Below are 21,183 nucleotides of genomic sequence, written 5' to 3' on the forward strand. Positions count from 1 at the left end.
GGGGCCGTCCTCGTGGCCTGTGGGTTGACCAGGCGCGAGGCCGGTCCCGGCGCATGAGGTGACCCCGGCTGTCGGGACGGGTATCCGTCCGCGACGCGATCGATGCGAAGGTAAGGTGACCCTAAGTCGATCGCTCGTGGTTCGGAGTTCGCCCGTATGTCAGCACCCGTGCCGCCCCAGGGCACCCCACAGCACCCACCCCGGCTGGCACGCCCGCACGCGCTTGCGCGCCTGGCGCGGCCCGGCTTCCTGCCGACGTCGCCGGGGGACACCGAGGAGTTCTGGGCCGGCGTGTGTCGCCGTGGCACTCCGGTCGTCACGCCCGACCCCGCGGGGAGCGAGGAGCACGCGGCCGTGACGTACCTCTGGCGCGGTACGCCCGCCACCCGCCGGGTGCAGGTGATGCCGAACAAGCTGGCCGACCCCCGGGCGCCCGAGGGCAATCTCATGGAGCGCCTCCCGGGTACCGACGTCTGGCACTGGACGGTCCGGCTGCGCCGCGACTGGCGCGGCACCTACGACCTCCATGTCGACGAGGGCGGCGGTCCCGGCCCGGACGACCCCGCCTACTGGCAGTGGCTGCGCACCCAGCGCCGTGCCGATCCGTACAACTCCCGTACGCTGCCGCGTCGGTGGAGCGGGGATCCGGTCGCGTACGCCGAGCTTCCGGGTGCGCCGGACGCGGTGGACTGGGAGCCGAGGGAGGGTGTGGCGCGGGGCACGGTGCGGGACTTCCAGGTGCCGAGCCGGCATTTGGGCGGGCCGCGTCGGGTGTGGTTGTACCGGCCGGCGCTCGAACAGCCCGAGTCGGCGGAGCTGCCGGTTCTCGTGCTGCTCGACGGTGAGCACTGGCAGCCGCGGCTCGGTGTCGCGCACCTGCTGGACAACCTCATCGCCGACGGCCGGATCCCGCCGCTCGCCGCCGTCCTGCCGGAGTCCGTGGACGCGTCCACCCGCTGGGCGGAGCTGACCTGCCGTCCGGAGTTCGTGGCCTTCCTCGCGGACGAACTGCTGCCCTGGGCGGCCGGGCGGCTGCCGATCACCCAGGACCCCGCGCGGACGGTGGTCGCCGGACAGAGCCTCGGCGGGCTCACCGCCGCCTACGCGGCGTTCACCGCCCCGCACCGCTTCGGCAACGCCCTCGCCCAGTCCGGCTCGTTCTGGTGGCCCGACGGCCCGGAAGCGGAGTGGCTGACCGGGCGCCTCGCCGCCTCGCCGCGGCTGCCCGTGCGCTTCTGGCTCTCCTTCGGCGAGCAGGAATGGGTGGCCCTGCCCGCCGCCCGGCGGCTGCGGGACACCCTCGCCGCCGCCGGCTACGAGGACGCCGTCTACCGCGAGTTCAACGGCGGCCACGACTACCTGTGCTGGCGCACCGAGCTGGCCGACGGCCTGGTCGGGTTGCTGTCCGGCAAGAGGTGAGCGGGCCCGTGACGGGGCGGTACGGCCGCCCCGCCACGGGCCCGCGGTCACTCCGTGACGCGGCCGTCGGGCACCGGGCCGAACGGAGCGGAGCGACCGGACGGCGGCGTCATGCGTCCAGCTCCTTCAGGTGCGCCGCCAGCACGGCGGCGATCTCGTCGAGCTGCCGGTCCTGCATCAGCTGCGGATGGGTGCAGTCCAGATCCCGGTTGGTGATCGTGCCGCTCACATGCGGCCGCCACGCCTCGTAGGTCAGCCAGTCCTCGGCGCGCGGGGCGGCGGCCGTGAAGAACAGCAGGTCGCCCCGGTAGGCCCGGTGCCGGTGCGCGCGCATCATGCGCGCGTGGTTCGGCACGATGTCGACGATCTTCGACAGGGTGTGGTCGGTGAGGCCGGCGAGCGGGCTGCCCGCGCGGCGCAGGGTGGCCAGCACATCGTCGCGGGTGCGTTCGTCGGTACGGTCGAAGCCCGCCATCCGCAGCACCGCGGTGAGCGCGTCGCCCTCCTCGGGCGCGGGCCGCTCGCGCCACTGCTCGGCCGGGAACGCGTCCAGCAGCGCGAGCAGGGCGACCTCCTCCCCGGCCTCCTGGAGCAGCACGGCGACGGTGTGCGCGAGGACGCCGCCGACGGACCAGCCCAGGAGGCGATACGGGCCGTGCGGCTGGACGGTGCGCAGGTGCCGCACATAGTCGGCGGCCTGCTCCTCCAGGGCGTCTGGCAGCGGCTCGTCGTGGACCAGGCCGCGCGCCTGGACGCCGTAGACGGGCTGATCCGGGCCGAGACGGGCGGACAGGCCCGCGTAGCACCAGGCGATGCCGCCGGCGGGGTGGAAGGCGAACAGCGGGGGCCGCGCGCCCGCGCCGCGCAGCGGCAGCAGCACATCCAGGGCGTCCTCGGCCGCCGGACCCGAGCCGTCGAGCCGGGCGGCGAGCGCGGCCGGCGTCGGTGCCTCGAACAGCGAGCCGATCGTCAGCTCGGTGCCCAGCGCCTCGCGCACCCGCGCCACCAGCCGCACGGCGAGCAGGGACGTGCCGCCCAGGTCGAAGAACGCGTCGTCGGGACCGGCCCGTTCGACCCTGAGCACCTCGGCGAACAGACGCGTCAGGGCCTCCTCGCGCGGACCCGACGGGCGCCGCGCGCCCGCGCCGCCGGTGAAGACCGGGGCGGGCAGGGCGCGGCGGTCCAGCTTGCCGTTGGGGCTCAGCGGGAAGGCGTCGAGGGCGACGACGGCCGCCGGAACCATGTGCTCGGGCAGCACGCGGGCCAGCCCGGCCCGTACGGCCGTGGGGTCCGCGCCGCCGGTCACATAGCCCACGAGCCGCTGGCCGGCCGATCCGCTGCCGTCCCCGTCGTCCTCGCGCACCAGCGCGCAGGCGCCGTCCACACCGTCCTGGGCCGCCAGCGCGGCCTCGATCTCGCCGAGTTCGATGCGCTGGCCGCGCAGCTTGACCTGGTCGTCGGTGCGGCCGAGGTACTCGACCTCGCCCTGCTCCGTCCAGCGCGCCAGGTCGCCCGTGCGGTACATCCGTCCGCCGGGCGGCCCGAACGGGTCGGCGACGAACCGGGAGGCGGTCAGCTCGGGACGGTGCAGATAGCCGTCGGCGAGCTGCCGCCCGGCCAGGTACAGCTCGCCGGGGACACCCGGCGGACAGGGCCGCAGCGCCGCGTCGAGCACGTACAGGCGGGTGTTCCACACCGGCTTGCCGATCGGCACCGGACCGTCGCCGTTGGGCGCGCACGTGTGGTGGGTGACGTCGACGGCGGCCTCCGTCGGCCCGTAGAGGTTGTGCAGCGCGACCCCGGGCAGCGTGCGGGCGAAGGCGTTCGCGGTCTCGCGGGGCAGGGCCTCGCCGCTGGCGAAGACCCGACGCAGCCCCCGGCACCCGGCCGCGTCCGGCCCGGCCAGGAAGGCCTGGAGCATCGACGGCACGAAGTGGCAGGTGGTGACGGCCTGTTCGCGGATGAGGCGGGCCAGGTAGGCCGGGTCCCGGTGGCCGCCGGGCTCGGCGACGACCAGCGCCGCGCCCTCGCGCAGCGGCCAGAAGAACTCCCACACCGACACGTCGAACGACGACGGCGTCTTCTGCAGCACCCGGTCGGCGGCCGTCAGGCCGTACTCGGCCTGCATCCACCGCAGCCGGTTGTCGATCGCGCCGTGCGGGACGACCACGCCCTTGGGGCGGCCGGTCGAACCGGAGGTGTAGATGACGTACGCGGGGTGCGCGGGCGTCAGCGGGCGCCCCGGGTTGATGGCGAGGTACCCGCTCAGATCGAGGCCTTCCAGGGCGACCAGGGGTGTTCCGGGGCGGTCGGGAAGCCGTCCGGGGCGGTCGGTGACGGCGCACACGGGCGCGGCGTCGTCGAGCATGTACGCCAGCCGCTCCGCCGGATAGTCCGGGTCGAGCGGCAGGTACGCGGCACCGACCTTCAGCACCGCGAGCAGGGCGACGACGAGTTCCACCGAGCGCGGCAACGACACCGCCACCACCGCACCGGGCCGGGCACCGAGGGTCTGCAGATGCCGGGCCAGACGGTTGGCGCGGGCGTCGAGCTGCCCGTAGGTGAGCGAGGTCGCCCCGTACACCAGGGCGGTCGCGCCGGGTGTGCTGGCGGCCCGGGCCTCGATGGGCCCGATCAGCGTCGTCGGCGGCAGCTGCCGGTCCGTGCGGTTGAACTCCTCGACGACCAGGGCGTGTTCGGCGGGCGTGGCGATCCCGTGCGCGGCCAGCGGCAGGTGCGGGTCGGCGGCGGCGAGCCGGTCCAGCAGGTGCAGGAACCGCTCCTGGTGGGCGGCGAGTCCGGCGTCCTCGTACAGCGCCGGATTGCCGTCGTGATCGATGCGCAGGCCGCGCCCGTCGGCGCGGTCGTAGATGTTGACGGTCAGGTCGTCGACGGGCCCGGCCGAGAGGTTCCCCGCCCGCGCCGGCGCGCCGGCGAACTCCACGCCGTAGTCGAAGGGCATGACGTTGACGAGCGGGCCGACCAGGGCGCGGCCCTCACCGAGCAGTCCCAGGTCGCGGCGGATGTCCTCGTAGCGGTAGCGCTGGTGGCGGCGGACCTGCCGGATGCCGAGCACGACCTGCCGGACGAGTTCGGCGAAGGTCGCGTCGGGGGAGACGGTCAGCCGCAGCGGCAGGATGTTCATGACCATGCCGGGCACGCGCAGGGCGGCCGAGCCCAGCCGACCCATCATCGGCAGCCCCAGCACGACGTCGGACCGGTCGCTCGCCCGGGAGGTGTAGAGGGCCTGGGCGGCGATCAGGACGTCCGGCCAGGTCGCACGGAGCCGGTCGGCCAGCTTCCGGACACCCTCGGTGGTCGCCGCGGGCAGGTGGGCGGTGCGGCGGCGGAACGTCCGCGCGGGCGGCGCGCCGCGGCCGGCCAGCCGCGGCACCTCGGGCCGGTCGGCGAAGGCGGTGGACCAGTGGGCGCGGTCGGCCGCGAAGTCCGCCGAGGAGCGGTACTCCCGGTCCTGGGCGACGAGGTCCGCCAGGGCGCCGAAGGGGCTCGGGCCCGGCTCCTGACCGCGCGCCAGTGCGCCGTACACCTCGGCGGTGCGGCGGACCAGGAGGGAGTAGCCGAAGCCGTCCATGACGAGATGGTGGATGCACTGGTACCACAGCCACCGTTCCTCGCCGACGCGGAACAGGGCGTGCCGGAACAGCGGGCCGTCCGTCAGGTCGAACGGCTCGGCGAGGTCGGCGCGCAGCCACGCCCCGGCCGCCTCCTCGGCATCGTCCGCGGCACGCAGATCGCGTACGGTCAGCGGCGGTTCGACCTCGTCCAGGACCCACTGGCGCGGCCCCTCCGGCGTGTCCTCGATACGCACCACCCGCAAGGCGTCGGCCTCGGCGGTGACGCGGCGCAGGGCCCGGGCGAAGAGGTCCGCATCGAGCGGTCCGTCGATCTCCAGGCACTCCGCGGTGTTCTGCGCGGGGCTGAGCGGATCGAGGGCCTGGGCGTACCACATGCCCGACTGGGCCGCCGTCAGCGGCAGCACGGTGCCCGGGGCGCCGGCCGGCTTCGGCCGGGCGCCACCGGTGAGCAGGGCCGTCACGCCGTGACCCCCAGCAGCGGTGCCCAGGCGTCGATGGCGGGCCGCTCGGCGAGGTCCACGAACCCGGCCTCGACGCCGTGTTCCCGGCGCCAGCGCTCGACCAGCGACATGATCCTTATGGAGTCCAGCCCGTAGTCCACGAGGTTCTCGTCCAGGGGGATGTCGGCGGGCTCCTCGCCGAGGCAGTCGGCGACGTCCCTGCGGATCCGGTCCAAAGTCAGGGCCATGGCGGCTCAGACCTCCTTGAAGAGCGCGTCGGTGGTGGTGACGACCGCGCAGCGGCCGGCGGCCCAGCGCAGCGCCATGTCGTGGTCGTCGCGGGAGAAGTCGGCGACGGCGTCGGCGACGACGAACGCCTGGATGTCGCGCATCCACGCGTCGCAGGCGCTCATCAGCACCCCGATGTGCGCGTACACGCCGACGATCACGAGCTGGTCGCGGCCCGCGTCGCGCAGCAGCCCTTCCAGTTCGGTGCGGACGAACGCGCTGTACTTCCACTTGGTCAGGACCGTGTCACCGGGCTCGGGCGCGACGGCCTCGGGCAGGGCGAGGGCGCGGGGGTCGTCCGCGACGCCGGGGCCCCAGAAGTCGAGCTGCAGACCGCGTTCCTCGGGCGTCTGGCCGCCCCGCTGCGCCGAGTAGACGACGGGTACGCCGCGGCGGCGGCACTCCCGCACCAGGCGCGCCGTGTTGTCCAGCATCCCGGTCACCGGCTGCTCGCCGGCCGGGAAGGCGTCGAGGAAGTGCTGCTGCAGGTCGTGGACGAGCAGCACGGCGCGGGCCGGGTCCACGGTCCAGGCGACGCGGTTCGCGGGCAGCTCCTGCGCGGTCGGCAGCGGGTAGGGAGCGATCGTGGGAAGTGCCATGGAGGCGGGGGCCTTTCGGTGCTGCTGGGCGGTGGCCGCGGTGGACCGCAGGCCCTTCTTGCTGACCTTGCCGATCCCGGTCTGCGGGAAGGCGTCGACGAACTCGACGAGGTCGGGGACCTTGTAGTCGGCGATCCCGCGCCCGCGCACGAAGCGCTTGACGGCGGCCGGCCGCAGCGGCTCGGCGCCCTCGCGCAGGATGACGTAGGCGAGGGTGCGCTCGCCGAGGTAGTCGTCGGCCACGGCGACGACGGACACGTCGTGCACGGACGGGTGGCCGAGGATGAGGTTCTCGACCTCCTCCGGTGCGACCTTCTCCCCGCCCCGGTTGATCTGGTCCTTGGCCCGGCCCTCGACGACGAGGTGCCCCGTCGGGGTGCGGCGCACGATGTCCCCCGTGCGGTAGAAGCCGTCGTCGGTGAAGGCCGTCGCGTTGTGCTCCGGCGCGCGCCAGTAGCCGCGGATGGTGTACGGGCCGCGGGTGAGCAGATGCCCGAACGCGCCCTCGGGGACCTCGTGGCCGGCGTCGTCGACGATGCGGATCTCGTCGTCCGGGGAGATCGGCCGCCCCTGGGTCGTCACGGTCGTCTCGTGGTCGTCGTCGAGACGGGTGTAGTTGACCAGCCCCTCGGCCATGCCGAAGACCTGCATCAGCCGGCAGCCCAGCGCGGGCTGAAGCCGGCGGGCCGCCTCCTGGCTGTACTTGGCACCGCCCACCAGCACCAGCTCCAGGCTCGACAGATCGTGTTCCGCCTTCGGGCCGGCCTCCGTCCACACCAGGGCGAGCGGCGGCACCAGACCCGTCATGGTGATCCGCTCCTGTTCGACGAGCGGGAAGGCGGTCGCCGGGTCGGGCCGGGGGCACAGGACCGCGGTGCCTCCGGCGTGCAGCACGCCGAGCCAACCGGGCGAACTCATCGGGAAGTTGTGTGCCGCGGGCAGTACGACCAGGAAGCGGGTGTCCCCGTCCACGCCGCAGATCTCGTTGGAGCCCCACAGCGAGTACAGATAGTCGTCGTGGGTGCGCGGGATGAGCTTGGGCACCCCCGTCGTCCCGCCCGACAACTGCAGGAACGCCAGCTCGTGCGGCTCCGGCCCGTCGGGCGGCCGGACCGGGTCGCACGGAACGTCGGACAGCGCGGTGTGCTCACCGGGGTCGCCGACGACGAAGACATGACGCAGGCTCGGCGTGCGCGCCTTGATCTTCGACGCCAGCGCGCGGTGGTCGAAGCCCGCGTGCCGGTCGGGGACGACGTACGCGGTGGCCTCGGTGAAGGAGCAGAAGTAGCCGATCTCCGTCTCGCGGTGCGCGGGCAGCGCGTAGACGGGCAGCGCGCCGAGCCGGAACAGCGCGAAGACCACCTCGATGAACTCACCGACGTTGGGCAGCTGCACCACGACCCGGTCGCCCTTGGCGATCCCGCGCGCCGCGAAGCCGGCGGCCAGCCGGTCGGCGCGCTCGTCGAGCTCCCGGTACGTCCAGGCGCGGCGCTCGGGCGCGGGGTCGACGAGGGCGGTCCGGTCGGGGTGGGCGGCGGCCCGCTCGCGCAGCATCCGCCCGAAGGTCTCCCCGCGCCAGTACCCGGCGGCGCGGTAGCGCTCGGCGAACTCGGCGGGCCAGGTGGGGGCGTCCAGGCCCGCGGTGGTGGCCAGGGCGCGTGCTTCGGTGCTCACAGGGAGGCTCCCACGGCGCTGAGGAAGGTACGGAACTTGGCGGCGGTCTCGGCGGTCTCGGCCTGCGGTGTGGAGGCGGCCACCACACCGGCACCCGCGAACAGCCGCAGTGTGCGGCCCTCGGCCTCGGCGCAGCGGATCGTCACGACCCACTCGCCGTCGCCGTCCGCGTCCTGCCAGCCGACCATCCCGGTGTACGGGCCCCGGTCGAAGGGCTCCGACACGGCGATGACGCTGCGCGCCAGGTCGGTCGGCGTACCGCAGACGGCCGGGGTCGGATGCAGGGCGGCCGCCAACTCCAGTGCCGTGGCGGCGGGTTGTGCCAGCTCGCCGGTCACGGTCGTCGACAGGTGCCACATGGTGGCGGTACGCACCAGCGTCGGCCGCGCCGGCACCTCCAGGCGTGTGCAGTACGGCGCGAGCGCCTCGCGTACGGCGTCGACGACGACCGCGTGCTCATGGAGGTCCTTGGACGACTGAAGCAGCGCGGCCGCGGCGCGCACGTCCTCGGCAAGGTCGGTGCTGCGCGGCGCCGAGCCGGCCAGCGGGTTGGCGGTGAGCCGGCCGCCCTGGCGGGCGACCAGCAGTTCGGGGCTGGCGCCGATCAGCGTGCGGCCCGGACCGCTGGGGACGGCGAAGGTGTAGCCGCCCGGATCGCGGCCGGCCAGGTGCCGCAGCATCGCCGACAGGTCGGGTTCGCGCTCCGCGGTCAGCTCCAGGGTGCGGGCGAGGACGACCTTGTCCAGCTCCCCGGCCCGCATCCGCGCGACCGCGGCGGCGACCGCCTCCCCGTACCGCGCGGACGACGGCACCTCGCGCACCTGCCAGTGCGCGGCGGCGGGCACCGCGGTCAGCGGGCCCCGGCCCGCGGCGGCGGGGAGCGCGAGGAGCGGGTCCTCGTGCAGCGGCGGTGCCCACCGCGCGGACTCGGGGACGGCGAGCGCGGGCGGCGCGTCCGGGGCGAAGGGCAGTGAGCCGACGACGATCGGCGCCGGCTCGCCCACGTGCCGCCGGGCGTCGAGGGCTTCTTGCACCCGTCTGGTCAACGGCCGTTCGTCGTGGGGGATCTCGGCGGCGGTTCCCCGGGCGAGCAGGGTGTGCCGGGGAGTGGCGAGGAAGCGGTCCTCTCCGGGGCGGCAGGCGCTGAGCAGGGCGGTCGCCGCGCCAGGGGAGAGCATCGAGGTCAGGGCGGGGTCCGGGACGGGGGAGGTGGGTTCGCACAGTGAGGCGGACATGGGTGTCTCCAGTGGGAAGGGCACGGGCCCGAGTCGGAAAGGGTGCGGGCGGTCCGCGGCCGGTTCAGGCCCGCAGCGTCGCGCCGCCGTCGACGTACAGGTCGTGCAGGGTGATGTGCCGGGCGCGGTCGGAGACGAGGAAGGCGACGGCCTCGGCGATGTCGGCCGGGTCGGCGATCCGGCCGAGCGGGATACCGGTGCGGTACGCCGCCGGGTCTCCTTCGATGACGCGCCGTACGGCGGCCGCCTCGTCGTCCTCGCCGGAGGCCGCCCACATCGCGCGCTGCATCTCGGTGCGGGTCGAGCCGGGGGAGACGGTGTTGCAGCGGACGCCCCGCGCGGCCACCTCCAGGCCCAGGCACTTGGTGAACATGACGGCCGCGGCCTTCGAGGCGGCGTAGGCGGACATGCCCGCGCGGGGGATGCCGGCCGCGTTGGAGGCGACGGTGACGATGCTGCCGGAGCCGCGCTCGGCCATGCGGCGGGCGGCGGCCCGCGAGACGTGGAAGACGCCGTCGGTGTTGACGGCGAAGGTGGCCGCCCAGTCCTCGTCGGCCAGGTCCACGGCGGGTGAACTCCGCAGGATTCCCGCGACGTTGACGGCGATGTCCAGCGGGCCGAGCGTGTCCTCGGCCTCGGCGACGAGGGCCTCCACGGCCGTGGCGTCGGTGACGTCGAGCGGCCGGGCGGTGACGTGGTCGGCGTACCGCTCCGCGAGGCGCTCGGCGCCCTCGGGCACCAGGTCGGTGGCCAGGACGCGGGCGCCGCGTTCGACGAGCGCGTGGACCACCGCCTCGCCGATGCCCCGGCCCGCGCCCGTCACGAGGGCGAGCCGCCCGGTGAGTTCCCCCTCGGCGCTCACTTGACCATGGCCTTCCGGATGTCGTCGAGCACCGACAGCGCCGCCTCGGCGCCGCCCAGACTCGTCCACTTGGAGCCGTCGACGGTGGTCACATGCCGGTTGTGCACGGCCTTCAGCTGCCGGTAGGCGGGCTTCTTGGTGAGCTGGTCCAACAGGTCCGCGTCCGGGCCGGCGGCGGCGAGGGTGCCGATGAACAGCCAGTCGCCGTCCACCTCCTTGAGGTTCTCGTCGCTGATCGGCGTCGAGTGCCCCTCGCCCCTGTCGTTCTGCACGCCCGGCCGGCGGAAGCCCAGGTCCTTGAGCACGTCGCTGATGAACACGCCCTGCTGCATGACGGCCGTGCCCTTCGCCGAGTAGCGGGCCACCGACACCTGCGCGCCGGCCTGTGCGCCGAGGTCCTTCTTGAGGGCGGCGGCCTTGGTGTCGTAGCCGGCGAGGAACTTCTCGGCCGCGTTGGCCTTGCCGAGTACCTTGCCGGTGAGTTGGAGGGACTTCTTCCAGTCCTTGCCGCCGTCGATCGTCACGACGGTCGGGGCGATGTCCCGCAGCTGCTTGAGGACCTGGGCGTCGGCGGTCTGCCCGGCCAGGATGACATCGGGTCTGGCCCGTATGACCTTCTCGATGTCCGGGCCGGTCACCGCGCCCACGACCGGTATGCCCTTGGCCCGTTCGGCGAGGTATCCGGGGGCGCCCTGCTGGCCGCGGCCGGCGGCCAGGCCCACCGGCTTGACGCCGAGCGCGAGCGCCGAGTCCAGGTCCATCTCGCTGAGCGCCACGACGCGCCGGGGTGCGGCCGGCACCTCGACCTTCGTGCCGGTCGCGTCGGTGATCCGGACCGCGCGGCTCCCGCTGCCGGAGCCGGCGTGCTGTCCGCCGGATCCGCAGGCGCTCAGGGCCGGCGCACAGGCGGCGAGGAGGGCGGCCGCGACGACGGGGCGGGCCACGCCACGGGAAGAGAGGGACATCATGACCTGAAATCTCCGTTGTTCGATGGGGGGTTGGTCCCGGAAGAGCGCATTCCGGCGCTGTTACCGGGGAGCTGGACGTCACGAAAAATGAGGTCATTCCGGGCATTCGGGTGTACTGCGCAGTGCCCGTACCGGCCAACTGGACTTAGGTTAGGCTAACCATATGTCAATAACGCAACGAGAGCGGCCGAATACGACCGGATACGGTCGTCGCGAGCGCCCGCCGACTCCGGCGCGCCCTCCCCTCGGGGCGGCCGCCGCACTCGCCGTCCTCCTGCTGGGCCTGGCGCTGCTCTCGCTGCTCATCGGCACCGGATCCAGCTCGCCCGCCCGCGCCTGGGACTACCTCGTGGGCGACCCCGCCGCCCGCGCCGACGCCCAACTCCGGCTCGCGGTCCTGGACGTACGCCTGCCGCGCACGCTCGCCGCCGTGCTCGTCGGCGTCTGCCTCGGCACCGCCGGCTGCCTGCTGCAGACCGCGACCCGCAACCCGCTCGCCGAGACCGGACTGCTCGGCGTCAACTCCGGCGCCGCCTTCGCCGTCGTCGTCGGTCTGACCTTCTTCGGTGCCGCGTCCTCCTTCGCACTGCTGCTGTGGGCCCTGCTCGGCGGGATGGCCGCGAGCGCGGTCGTGCTGCTGCTCGCCGGGTCCGGACGCGCCGCCGGCTCCCCGCTGCGGCTCGTCCTCGCCGGCTCCGCGCTCGGCGCGACCTTCCACGGCATGACCTCGTATGTGCTGCTGGGCACCCAGGCGACCTTCGACACCTACCGCTACTGGACGATCGGCTCCCTCGCCGGGGTGGAGATCTCCGACCTCGTGCCGCTGCTGCCGCTGGTCGCTGTCGGCCTGCTCACCGCGCTCGGCTGCGCCCGCCCGCTGTCGGCACTCGGTCTCGGCGACGACGGCGCCCGCTCGCTCGGCCACCATCCCGGCCGGATCCGGCTCGTGGTCGCCGCGGCCGTCTCGCTGCTGGCCGGCTGCGCGGTCGCGGTGGCCGGGCCCATCGCCTTCCTCGGCCTGCTCGCCCCCTATGCCGCCCGGACGCTGGCCGGGGCGCGGACGACCGCCCAACTCGCCCTGTCCGCGCTGATCGCGGCCGATGTCATGATCCTCGCCGACATCCTCGCCCGGATCGTCATCCGGCCCTGGGAGACACCGGTCAGCGTGCTGCTCGCGTTCGTGGGCGGACCGCTGCTCGTGTGGATCGCCCGTTCGTCCCGCCTGTCGACCGCAGGAGCCTCGGCATGACCCCTTCCGGCAGGGAACCGGACGTCACCCCGCCCGACAGCACGGTCCTGCGCACCACGACCCTCTCCTGGCTCTTCCCCCGCCGCAGCGCGCTTGCCGCGGCGCTCCTCGTGCCGCTGCTCCTCGTCCTCATCGCCCTCGCCGTCATGGCGAGTTCGACCGGGATGAGTCCGGCGCAGACCCTCTCCGGGCTGCTCGGCACCGGAGATCCCGGGAGCGTCATGATCGTGCGGGACTTCCGGCTGCCCCGCGTCCTCGTCGGCCTCATGGTCGGTGCCGCCCTCGGCGTCTCCGGCTGCCTCACCCAGACCCTCGCCGGCAACCGCCTGGCCACCCCCGACCTCCTCGGCGTCAACGAGGGGGCCACCGCCGCGGTCGTCGCCTCCGCGGCCGGCTCCGCGACCGGCATGGTCGGCGGCTGGTGGCTCGGCCCGCTCGGCGCCGTCGCCGCGGCGGCGCTCGTCGTGCTGTGCGCGGGCGGTGCGGGCCGCCGCGGCTACCGCGTCCTCGTCGTCGGCATCGGCGTCTCCACCTTCATCGGCGCGGTCGGCGACCTCGTCATGTCCCGCCAGAACGACAACACCGCGGGCGGCGTGTTCCTCTGGGCCGTCGGCAGCCTCAACGGGCGGGACGGGAGCGTCGGTACGCCGCTGCTGATCGCCCTGCTGTTCCTGCTGCCGCTCTCCCTCGCCGCCGGGCACCGCCTGCAACTCCTGCGCTTCGACGACGACATGGCCGCGAGTATCGGCGTCGACCTGAGACGCCTGCGGGCCGCCGCACTCGCCCTCGCCGTGGCGCTCGCCGGGATCGCGGTCGGCGTCGGCGGCCCCATCGCCTTCGTCGCGCTCGCCGCCCCGGTCCTCGCCCAGCGGCTCAGCGGCCCCACCCGCGTCCCGGTGCTCGGCTCCGCGCTGACCGGTGCCGCGCTCATCGTCGCCGCCGACGCGCTGGGACGCGTCGCCGCGCCCGTCGAACTCCCGGTCGGCGTCGTCACCAGCGTCCTGGGCGGGCCCTTCCTCCTCTGGGTCCTCTTCGGCTCGGACCGGACCACCAGAAAGGCATGACCAGCATGAGCGCCACTCCCGGGCTCGAAGTACGCGCGCTGAGCGCCGGATACCCCGGCCGCACCGTCGTCAGGGACGCCGAGTTCCACGTACCCGCGGGGCAGGTCGCCGCGATCGTCGGCCCCAACGGCTGCGGCAAGTCCACCCTGTTGCGGACCCTCGCCCGGCTGCACCGCCCGCAGTCCGGCACGGTCCGTGCGGACGGCACCGACGTGTGGCGCATGAGCCAGCGTCAGGCCGCGCGCCGGATCGCCCTGCTGCCGCAGTCGCCGCGCGCCCCCGAGGCCGTGACCGTCGCCGGGCTCGTCCGCTACGGCCGCCACCCCCACCAGGGCCTGCTGCGCCAGTGGTCGCGCGAGGACGAGGCGGCCGTACGCGAGGCGCTGGCGGCCACCGGCACCACCGAGCTGGCGGCCGAACGCCTCGACCGGCTCTCCGGCGGCCAGCGCCAGCGCTGCTGGCTCGCGATGGTCCTCGCCCAGCACACCCCCGTCGTCCTGCTCGACGAGCCCACCAGCGCCCTCGACCTCGGCCATGTCGTCGAGGTCCTCGAACTCGTCCGCGAGGTGGCAGCCACCGGCCGCACCGTCGTCATGGTCCAGCACGACCTGGCCGCCGCGGCCCGCTACGCCGACACCGTCATCGCCATGAAGGACGGCCGCGTGATCGCCGAGGGTGCCCCCCGCGACACGGTCGACGAGGCCCTGGTCAAGGAGCTCTACGCGCTGGACGCCGACATCCTGCGGGCGCCCGGCGACGCCTCGCCGGTCGTCGTTCCCCGGGCCCGCGGCGCCAACTGACGGTGCGCCGGGCGGCCGGACGGGCGCCTGCCCGCGGTCACGGGCGCCCATGTGCCGCGCCGTATCCTTATTGCACATTAGTTGCAACTGCGATGAATGGGGAAAGAGGTGGCGGCGTGGGCTCTCCGGTAGTGCTCGGCATCGAGTCGTCGTGCGACGAGACCGGCGCGGGGCTGGTGCGGGAGGGGCGGCTGCTGGGGCACGCGGTGGCGTCGAGCATGGACCAGCACGCCCGCTTCGGCGGGGTGGTCCCCGAGATCGCCGCCCGCGCCCATGTCCACTCCTTCACGCCGGTGGTCCGCCGGGCACTGGACGAGGCGGGGCTGCGCATGGCGGACATCGGCGCGGTCGCCGTCACCACCGGCCCCGGCCTGTCGGGGGCGCTCCAGGTGGGCCTGGCCGGGGCCAAGTCCCTGGCGTATGCGCTGGATGTGCCGCTGTACGGTGTCCACCACCTCGCCGGGCACGTCGCCGCCGACACCTTGGAGCACGGGCCGCTGCCCGACCCCTGCATGGTGCTGATCGTCTCCGGCGGGCACACCTCGCTGCTGCTGGTGCGGGACCTGGCGCGCGATCCGATCGTGCACCTGGGCGACACCGTGGACGACGCGGCCGGGGAGTGCTTCGACAAGGTCGCCCGGGTGTTCGGCCTGCCCTACCCGGGCGGCCCCGCCATCGACCGGACGGCCCGGAACGGCGATCCGCGCGCCGTCGCGTTTCCCCGCCCGCTGACCGGGCCGCGGGACGCCCGCCATGCCTTCTCCTTCTCGGGGCTGAAGACGGCCGCGGCCCGCTGGGCGGAGCGGCACCGCATCCAGGGCGAGGAGCTGCCACTGGCCGACGGGGCCGCCTCGCTTCAGGAGGCGGTGGCCGATGTCCTGTCCCGCAAGGCCGTCGCGGCCTGCCGCGAGCACCGGGTGGGCACCCTGGTGGTGGTCGGCGGGGTGGCCGCGAACTCCCGGGTGCGGGCCCTGGCCGAGGAGCGCTGCCGGGCGGCCGGCATCGCGCTGCGCGTGCCGCCGCCGAAGCTGTGCACGGACAACGGCGCGATGATCGCGGCCGTCGGGGATCTGCTGGTCCGGGCCGGTGCCGAACCCGCCCCGCTGGAGGTGTCCATCGACCCGTCGGCACCGCTGGAGCGCGCCGCACTGCATCCCAAAGGCGATTGCCGGGTCGGCAAAGGAAGAGAGGCGGCTTCCTGCCCCGCGCCCTAGCGTGAAGAGAGGGCCGAATTTTCGCCGCAACGGAGCAGAGGGTGATGCGCGATGACCGAATCCTCCCAGCAAGGGCAGCGGAACGCGGGGAACCTCGGGCGGACGACCATCGCCGACGGCGTGGTCGCGAAGATCGCATATCTGGCGGCCGGGGATGTGGCGGGGGTGCACGCTCTGGGCAGCGGTCTCTCCCGGTCGGTGGGGGAGCTGCGCAAGCGCGTACCCGGGGGAGGCACGACCGCGACGCACGGCGTCAAGGTCGAGGTCGGCGAGCGGCAGGCGGCGGTCGACCTGGACATCGTCGCCGAGTACGGCGAAGTCATCCCGGACGTGGCCAGGGCGGTGCGCGAGGACGTGATAGCCGCGGTGGAGCGGATGACCGGGCTCGAAGTCGTCGAGGTCAACATCGCGGTGAGCGATGTGAAACTCCCCGAAGAGGAAGAGGAGACCGCGGAACGGGTGCGGTGACGACCGGTACCGGTCTCGGGAGCGGGTGAATCCCTTTTTCGATTTGTTCCGTATACGTGGTTGATGGTGGTTCTGAGGGCCCACGAGGAAGGGATGAGCATGGGAGTCCTGGAAAACCTGGCTCCCGCGCTGGGCCACAGCCGTCGGGACCGCTCGACGACGGGCAGGCGCAGGGACACCAGCGAACACGACCATGACCGCCGTCGGCGCCGGCGTCGGCGCCACGGCCGCAGCCATGGCCACGGCAGGGGCCATGGAGGGAGGTACTGAGCACTCGATGTGTCTGTCGGCGGCCGGGCTTACTGCCCGGCCGCATCAGTGGGTGAGACGCCATGAGCAGCGCGCGGCCGGACGCTCCCACCCGCGCCGGCGCCCCGGGCGAAGGCGCGGGCAGGGGCGACACGCGCCCCGCCGCGAGGCGCCGGCTGATCTGGAGCGTGCGGCGGCTGCTGTCCGTCGCCGAGGACCCCGACGGCGCGGACGGCATCGTCGAGGCCGCTCCGCCGGTGGCCCTACGCGAGGTCTTCCGGCGCTTCTGGCCCTACACGCACGGCGGCCGGCGCTGGCTGGTGGTGATCCTGGCCTTCGTCGTGCTGGGACCGGTCGTCGACGCGGCCGAGATCTGGCTGTTCAAGATCGTCATCGACGACATGCTGGTCCCGCGCGATCTGCACCTCCTGCTGCCGATCGCGCTCGCCTACCTGGCGCTGACGTTCCTCGCCGGAGTCCTCGACTTCGCCGACGAGGTGACCTCCACCTGGGTCAGCGAACGGTTCCTGCTGGCCCTGCGGTCCGATCTGTTCCGCCATGTCGAGGGGCTGTCGCTCGGCTTCTTCGAGCGGCGGCGGCTCGGCGATGTGCTCTCCCGGGTGACCGGTGACGTCGACGCGGTCGAGACGTTCCTGCTCTCCGGGATCGTGGACGCGATCGCCCAGGTCATGCGGCTGGGGGTCTTCCTCGGCGTGCTGTTCTACCTGCGGTGGGACCTGACGCTGCTCGCCCTCGTCATCGCGCCGATGTTCTGGTGCACCGCCCGCCGCTTCGCCCGGCGGGTGAAGGCCGCGTCGCGGGAGCGGCGGCGCCGCAGCGGCTCGATCAGCGCGCTCACCGAGGAGGCCCTGGGCAACATCGCCCTCGTGCAGGCGTACAACCGGCAGCGGTGGGAGCACCGGAGGTTCGAGCGCGAGAACCTCGGCCGGTTCCGGGCCGCCATGGCCTCCGCGCGCATCGCTGCGGTGTACGCCACGGTCGTCGACCTCATCGAGCTGGCCGGCGCGCTGCTCGTGATCGGCCTGGGCACCTGGCAACTGACCCAGGGCCACCTCACCCTGGGCGGCCTGATGGTCTTCCTCACCCTGCTGAGCAGGCTCTACAGCCCCATCCGCGGCATCTCCGGCCTCAGCAACACCTTCTACTCGGCGTCCGCCGCCGCGGAGCGGATCATCGAGCTGCTCGACCAGCGCCCGCAGGTCCTCCAGGCCCCGGCTCCCCGCACGCTCGGCCGTGCCCGCGGTGACATCGAGTTCGACGACGTCTCCTTCACCTATCCCGGGACCGCCCGGCCGGCCCTGTCGGGGGTCTCGTTCCGGGTGGCGCCCGGCGAGACGCTGGCACTGGTCGGGGCCAGCGGCGCCGGGAAGTCCACCGCCGCCAAGCTGCTGCTGCGCTTCTACGACCCGGACCACGGCAGCATCCGCCTCGACGACAACGACCTTCGTGAACTGCGCCTGGACGACCTGCGGGACAACGTCGCCATGCTGCTCCAGGAGACCCTGGTCCTGCACGGCACGGTGCGCGACAACATCGCCTACGGCCGCCCCGGCGCGAGCGAGGAGGACATCGTCGCGGCCGCCCGCGCCGCGGACGCACACCGCTTCATCAACCAACTCCCGCACGGCTACGACACCGTGGTGGGCCAGCGCGGCCGGCTGCTCTCCGGCGGACAACGACAGCGCCTGGCCATCGCCCGCGCCGTGATCCGCGATGCGCCCGTACTCCTCCTCGACGAGCCGACCACCGGCCTGGACGCGGAATCCGCCCGGCACGTCCTGCAGCCGCTTCGCCGGTTGATGAGCGGACGCACCACGATCCTCATCTCCCACAACCTGCTCACCGTCCGCGACGCCACCCAGATCCTGCTGCTCGAACACGGCCGCGTCACCGACCGCGGCACCCACCGGCAGTTGCTCCGCCGCAGTGCGACCTACGCCCGGCTGCACCGGCTGCACGGGCCCGGCGACCCGGCGAAGGCCGAGGTCGCGCCATGAGCCGGGCACCGGCCCCCGAGCCGCCGCCGCTGGCGGCCGGAACGACGGTGGCCCCGCGCTACGAGGTCCTCGCCCACCTGTGCCGCACCGGCTGGCTGGACCTGTACGACGCCTGGAGCCAGGAGCGGGAGTGCCGATGCGTCGTGAAGGTGCTGCGCCCGGACCGGCGAGGCGAGCGGCGGCTGCGCGAGCGGCTGCTGCAAGAGGGCCGCTGGCTCCAGACGTTCACCCACCCGCACCTGGTCCGGGGCTACGAGACGGGCGAGACCCCGCAACCCTTCGTGGTGCTGGAGACGCTCACCGGGGAGACCCTGGCACACCTCATCGACCGCCGCCGGCGCCGGCTGGCCGCCGCCGACCTCGCCCTGCTCGGCCTGCACCTGTGCTCGGCGCTGCACTACCTGCACGGCCACGGCCTGCTGCACCTCGACCTGAAGCCGTCCAACGTCGTGGTCGGCTGCCGGCGCGCGAAGCTGCTCGACCTGAGCGTCGCCCGCCCGCCCGGCCCCGCCCCGCCGGGCATCGGCACCCTGTGCTACCTCGCTCCCGAGCAGGCGCGCGGCGGGCTGCTCACCCCCGCCGCCGACGTCTGGGGCCTGGGCAGCACCCTGTACGAGGCCGCCACCGGCGAGGCGCCCTTCGGCGAGGGCGGGACCTGGGACAGCGGGACGTGGGACAGCGGGACCTGGGACGGCAGCGGAGCGGCGGCCCCGGACACCGGCAGCGCAGCGCAGCAGGAACCGGACGCCGGGCTGTCCCGGTACCCACAGCTCGACCGGCCCGCCCCGTCCGTCGGCACCCGCCGGCGCCTTCCGGACACCCTCGGCACGGCGATCGACCGCTGTCTCGCCCCCGACCCGGCCGCCCGGCCGACCCTCACCCGGCTCGCGGCGGAACTCGACGGGTTGCTGCCGCACGGCCGGCGTGCGGCAGCGGCCGGCTGAACACCGCGCTCGCGAACGGAGTCCCCTTCTCCGCCCACCACGGGGACGATCATGAACCATTCGCCGGGCCCACTACGTACCCCAGACAGATCCGACCCGGCGAACTCCAGGAGGTGCCCGATGTCCGCTCGTCCGGCCGAGGCCTGGCTGAGGGGGGTCGCCGGTGTCGGCGCGCTCCTCAGCGCCGTGGTCCATCTCCTGCTCGTTCCCGAACACCTCGCGGAAGTGCCGTACATGGGAGTGCTGTTCCTGGTCGGCGCTGTGGCGCTGCTCGTCGCCGCCGCGGGCCTGGCGCGGCCGCACCCCGTGCCGGCCTGGCTGCTGGGCACGGCGGTCAGCGGCGGCATGGTGCTCGGCTTCGCGTTGTCCCGCACCGTCGGGCTGCCGTCCTACCAGGAGGAGGGCTGGGACCCGCCGTACGGAGTCCTGTCCATGGTCGCCGAAGTGGCGCTCCTCGTCGCCTTCGCCCTGTGGTGCGGCGTGGAGCGGACGCGCACCGCGTCCACCGCGGTCACCCGGCCCGCCGCGTCCGTGCACGTTCGGTAGCCCTGCCGTGAGCACCGCGATGCCCCCGGTCCCGATGCCCGTGTGCCGGTGCCCGCCGACCCCCGTCGAGGCGCCGGCACCGAGGGAGAATGGGTGCGTGGTCTTCCGTAACCGCCAGGCAATCCCCTGGCCGGGGCGGACCGTAGACAAGGGTATGCAGAGGTTGCAGCTCCCGGTCGGACGCATCCCGGACGAGGCGCTGTTGGCTGGTCTGGCCACGGGCGACCCGGAGCTCGCCGTCACGTTCGTACGGCGCTTCCAGCACACGGTCTTCGGCGTGGCCATCGCGGTCACCCGCGATGCGCAGCTCGCCGAGGACATCGCCCAGCAGACGTTCGAACGCGCCTGGCGGCATGCGCAGATCTACGACTCCCGCCGCGGATCGGTGACGGCCTGGCTGACGACCATCGCGCACAACCTCGCCATCGACGCCGTCCGGTCGCGTCGGCCGGAGCCGGTGGCCCCCGAGGACCTCGACGCGCTCCTGGACGCGGTGACCGACACCCCTGAGGACCGGGCGCTCGCCGACGAGGCGTCGTCCGCCCTGCGGGCCGCGGTGGCGCGGCTGCCGGGCGAACAGGGCCGCGCACTGGTCATGGCGGGCATCTACGGGATGACGGCGCAGCAGGTCGCCGACTGGGAGCACATCCCCCTGGGCACCGCCAAGACGCGGATCAGAGCCGCGATGGCGAAGCTGCGGGCCACTCTCACCGCGCCGGATCCCACGCAACCCCGCCCCGCGTCGTCGCATCCCGCGCGCCCGCGACCCGGGGCCCCCGAGCGAGGCGGCCATGACTAGGGACCTGACCTGCGAACAGCTGCACGAGACCGGTGCCGAGCTGGCACTGGGCGTGCTCTCGGGCCGGGAGCGGGCCGAGGCGGCCGCCCATCTGGACCGCTGCGCGGACTGCCGGGAGTACATCGAGCAGCTCGCCCTCGTCGGTGACGGACTGCTCGGCCTGCTGCCCCGCAGCGAACCGCCGGCCGGCTTCGAGACCAGGGTGGCGCGGCGGCTGACCCAGGCCCAGGCCGAGCGCGACGGACGCGAGAGCGCCCGTGGCTTCGGGCGCCGGCGCGCGGGGTTCCGCGGCGGGGTACGGCTGCGGGTCGCGTCCGCCGCGGCCGTGCTGGCGCTCGGCTTCGGGTTCGGCGGCTGGGCCCTCGGCACGGCCATCGAGAACATGGCGGCCGGCCCCGCGCGGCCCGTCCAGGCCGGGACGAACGTGCTGTGGGCACAGCTGACCCGAGCCGACGTGGGGCATCGCGGGCCGGCCGGTGACCTCTACGCCCATCCCGGGGCACAGGGCTGGGTGTTCATGTCCGTCGACCTCGCCGACGCCGGAAATCCGTACAACGGAAAGGTCACCTGCCTGATGGAGCGCACCGACGGCAGCACCGTCCGACTCGGCACCTTCGACCTGCACGACGGCGACGGCTACTGGGGCGCCCCGGCGCCGGTGGACCCCGCCACGCTCTCCGGCGTCCGGCTGATCTCGGCCGACGGCCGCGTCCTGGCCACCGCGCACTTCACCGCGCGATGATGGCGGGCC

The 21,183-nt window shown here is 74.1% G+C and carries 17 protein-coding genes and 1 pseudogene; 11 read left to right on the forward strand and 7 right to left on the reverse strand.

Features of this window, described 5'->3' with window-relative positions; translation table 11 throughout:
* Positions 1 to 156: 156 nt before the first annotated feature.
* A complete protein-coding gene (fes, locus tag ACZ5XZ_RS30370; RefSeq protein ID WP_468983672.1) occupies positions 157 to 1,419 on the forward strand; it encodes an enterochelin esterase in 1,263 nt (420 codons plus the stop codon).
* 109 nt (positions 1,420 to 1,528) lie between these two features.
* Here fes and ACZ5XZ_RS30375 read toward each other — a convergent pair whose 3' ends face one another.
* From ACZ5XZ_RS30375 to ACZ5XZ_RS30405, 7 genes and pseudogenes are all read right to left on the reverse strand, one after another.
* Complete coding sequence (locus tag ACZ5XZ_RS30375; protein WP_468983674.1) at positions 1,529 to 5,476, reverse strand: amino acid adenylation domain-containing protein; 3,948 nt, start codon at positions 5,474 to 5,476, stop codon at positions 1,529 to 1,531.
* On the reverse strand, positions 5,473 to 5,703 hold the full coding sequence (locus ACZ5XZ_RS30380) for a phosphopantetheine-binding protein (protein ID WP_468983677.1): 231 nt from the start codon (positions 5,701 to 5,703) through the stop codon (positions 5,473 to 5,475). Before ACZ5XZ_RS30380 ends, ACZ5XZ_RS30375 begins: the two co-directional genes overlap by 4 nt.
* 6 nt (positions 5,704 to 5,709) lie before the next feature.
* Positions 5,710 to 6,342, reverse strand: a complete 633-nt coding sequence (locus ACZ5XZ_RS30385; RefSeq protein ID WP_468983825.1) for an isochorismatase family protein — start codon at positions 6,340 to 6,342, stop codon at positions 5,710 to 5,712.
* Positions 6,343 to 6,369: 27 nt separating this feature from the next.
* Positions 6,370 to 8,016: pseudogene (locus ACZ5XZ_RS30390) on the reverse strand ((2,3-dihydroxybenzoyl)adenylate synthase); the annotation flags it as partial.
* Entirely contained in the window at positions 8,013 to 9,251 is a 1,239-nt protein-coding gene (locus ACZ5XZ_RS30395; protein WP_468983680.1) for an isochorismate synthase, read from the reverse strand. The gene ACZ5XZ_RS30395 and the pseudogene ACZ5XZ_RS30390, both read right to left, overlap by 4 nt.
* A gap of 64 nt (positions 9,252 to 9,315) precedes the next feature.
* On the reverse strand, positions 9,316 to 10,113 hold the full coding sequence (locus ACZ5XZ_RS30400; protein WP_468983682.1) for a 2,3-dihydro-2,3-dihydroxybenzoate dehydrogenase: 798 nt from the start codon (positions 10,111 to 10,113) through the stop codon (positions 9,316 to 9,318).
* Entirely contained in the window at positions 10,110 to 11,081 is a 972-nt protein-coding gene (locus ACZ5XZ_RS30405; RefSeq protein ID WP_468983685.1) for an ABC transporter substrate-binding protein, read from the reverse strand. Before ACZ5XZ_RS30405 ends, ACZ5XZ_RS30400 begins: the two co-directional genes overlap by 4 nt.
* 163 nt (positions 11,082 to 11,244) lie before the next feature.
* Here ACZ5XZ_RS30405 and ACZ5XZ_RS30410 point away from each other — a divergent pair, with 163 nt between their 5' ends.
* From ACZ5XZ_RS30410 to ACZ5XZ_RS30455, 10 genes are all read left to right on the forward strand, one after another.
* A complete protein-coding gene (locus ACZ5XZ_RS30410) occupies positions 11,245 to 12,330 on the forward strand; it encodes a FecCD family ABC transporter permease (RefSeq protein WP_468983687.1) in 1,086 nt (361 codons plus the stop codon).
* Positions 12,327 to 13,394, forward strand: a complete 1,068-nt coding sequence (locus ACZ5XZ_RS30415) for a FecCD family ABC transporter permease (protein ID WP_468983689.1) — start codon at positions 12,327 to 12,329, stop codon at positions 13,392 to 13,394. Before ACZ5XZ_RS30410 ends, ACZ5XZ_RS30415 begins: the two co-directional genes overlap by 4 nt.
* Entirely contained in the window at positions 13,391 to 14,194 is an 804-nt protein-coding gene (locus ACZ5XZ_RS30420) for an ABC transporter ATP-binding protein (RefSeq protein ID WP_468983692.1), read from the forward strand. The genes ACZ5XZ_RS30415 and ACZ5XZ_RS30420 overlap by 4 nt, the downstream gene beginning before the upstream one ends.
* Before the next feature lie 116 nt (positions 14,195 to 14,310).
* Entirely contained in the window at positions 14,311 to 15,408 is a 1,098-nt protein-coding gene (tsaD, locus tag ACZ5XZ_RS30425; RefSeq protein WP_468983695.1) for a tRNA (adenosine(37)-N6)-threonylcarbamoyltransferase complex transferase subunit TsaD, read from the forward strand.
* Positions 15,409 to 15,459: 51 nt separating this feature from the next.
* Complete coding sequence (locus tag ACZ5XZ_RS30430; RefSeq protein ID WP_468983697.1) at positions 15,460 to 15,876, forward strand: Asp23/Gls24 family envelope stress response protein; 417 nt, start codon at positions 15,460 to 15,462, stop codon at positions 15,874 to 15,876.
* 332 nt (positions 15,877 to 16,208) lie between these two features.
* Positions 16,209 to 18,143, forward strand: coding sequence for an ABC transporter ATP-binding protein (locus ACZ5XZ_RS30435; RefSeq protein WP_468983700.1), 1,935 nt, complete (start codon positions 16,209 to 16,211; stop codon positions 18,141 to 18,143).
* Positions 18,140 to 19,087: a serine/threonine-protein kinase gene (locus tag ACZ5XZ_RS30440; protein ID WP_468983701.1), complete on the forward strand. Its 948-nt coding sequence runs from the start codon at positions 18,140 to 18,142 to the stop codon at positions 19,085 to 19,087. Before ACZ5XZ_RS30435 ends, ACZ5XZ_RS30440 begins: the two co-directional genes overlap by 4 nt.
* Before the next feature lie 120 nt (positions 19,088 to 19,207).
* Positions 19,208 to 19,633 carry a hypothetical protein gene (locus ACZ5XZ_RS30445; protein WP_468983704.1) on the forward strand — a complete coding sequence of 142 codons (426 nt, stop codon included), beginning with the start codon at positions 19,208 to 19,210 and terminating at the stop codon, positions 19,631 to 19,633.
* A 154-nt stretch (positions 19,634 to 19,787) separates the two neighbouring features.
* Entirely contained in the window at positions 19,788 to 20,432 is a 645-nt protein-coding gene (locus ACZ5XZ_RS30450) for an RNA polymerase sigma factor (protein WP_468983706.1), read from the forward strand.
* A complete protein-coding gene (locus ACZ5XZ_RS30455) occupies positions 20,425 to 21,174 on the forward strand; it encodes a hypothetical protein (RefSeq protein WP_468983708.1) in 750 nt (249 codons plus the stop codon). Before ACZ5XZ_RS30450 ends, ACZ5XZ_RS30455 begins: the two co-directional genes overlap by 8 nt.
* Positions 21,175 to 21,183: the final 9 nt, after the last annotated feature.

This window comes from Streptomyces sp. NPDC033270 (assembly GCF_055576575.1).

Coding starts and splice junctions, on each gene's coding strand:
- fes (WP_468983672.1), top strand. CDS start 157: ATGTCAGCACCCGTGCCGCCCCAGGGCACCCCACAGCACCCACCCCGG.
- ACZ5XZ_RS30380 (WP_468983677.1), bottom strand. CDS start 5,703: ATGGCCCTGACTTTGGACCGGATCCGCAGGGACGTCGCCGACTGCCTC.
- ACZ5XZ_RS30385 (WP_468983825.1), bottom strand. CDS start 6,342: ATGGCACTTCCCACGATCGCTCCCTACCCGCTGCCGACCGCGCAGGAG.
- ACZ5XZ_RS30395 (WP_468983680.1), bottom strand. CDS start 9,251: ATGTCCGCCTCACTGTGCGAACCCACCTCCCCCGTCCCGGACCCCGCC.
- ACZ5XZ_RS30405 (WP_468983685.1), bottom strand. CDS start 11,081: ATGATGTCCCTCTCTTCCCGTGGCGTGGCCCGCCCCGTCGTCGCGGCC.
- ACZ5XZ_RS30410 (WP_468983687.1), top strand. CDS start 11,245: ATGTCAATAACGCAACGAGAGCGGCCGAATACGACCGGATACGGTCGT.
- ACZ5XZ_RS30415 (WP_468983689.1), top strand. CDS start 12,327: ATGACCCCTTCCGGCAGGGAACCGGACGTCACCCCGCCCGACAGCACG.
- ACZ5XZ_RS30420 (WP_468983692.1), top strand. CDS start 13,391: ATGACCAGCATGAGCGCCACTCCCGGGCTCGAAGTACGCGCGCTGAGC.
- ACZ5XZ_RS30430 (WP_468983697.1), top strand. CDS start 15,460: ATGACCGAATCCTCCCAGCAAGGGCAGCGGAACGCGGGGAACCTCGGG.
- ACZ5XZ_RS30435 (WP_468983700.1), top strand. CDS start 16,209: ATGAGCAGCGCGCGGCCGGACGCTCCCACCCGCGCCGGCGCCCCGGGC.
- ACZ5XZ_RS30440 (WP_468983701.1), top strand. CDS start 18,140: ATGAGCCGGGCACCGGCCCCCGAGCCGCCGCCGCTGGCGGCCGGAACG.
- ACZ5XZ_RS30445 (WP_468983704.1), top strand. CDS start 19,208: ATGTCCGCTCGTCCGGCCGAGGCCTGGCTGAGGGGGGTCGCCGGTGTC.
- ACZ5XZ_RS30450 (WP_468983706.1), top strand. CDS start 19,788: ATGCAGAGGTTGCAGCTCCCGGTCGGACGCATCCCGGACGAGGCGCTG.
- ACZ5XZ_RS30455 (WP_468983708.1), top strand. CDS start 20,425: ATGACTAGGGACCTGACCTGCGAACAGCTGCACGAGACCGGTGCCGAG.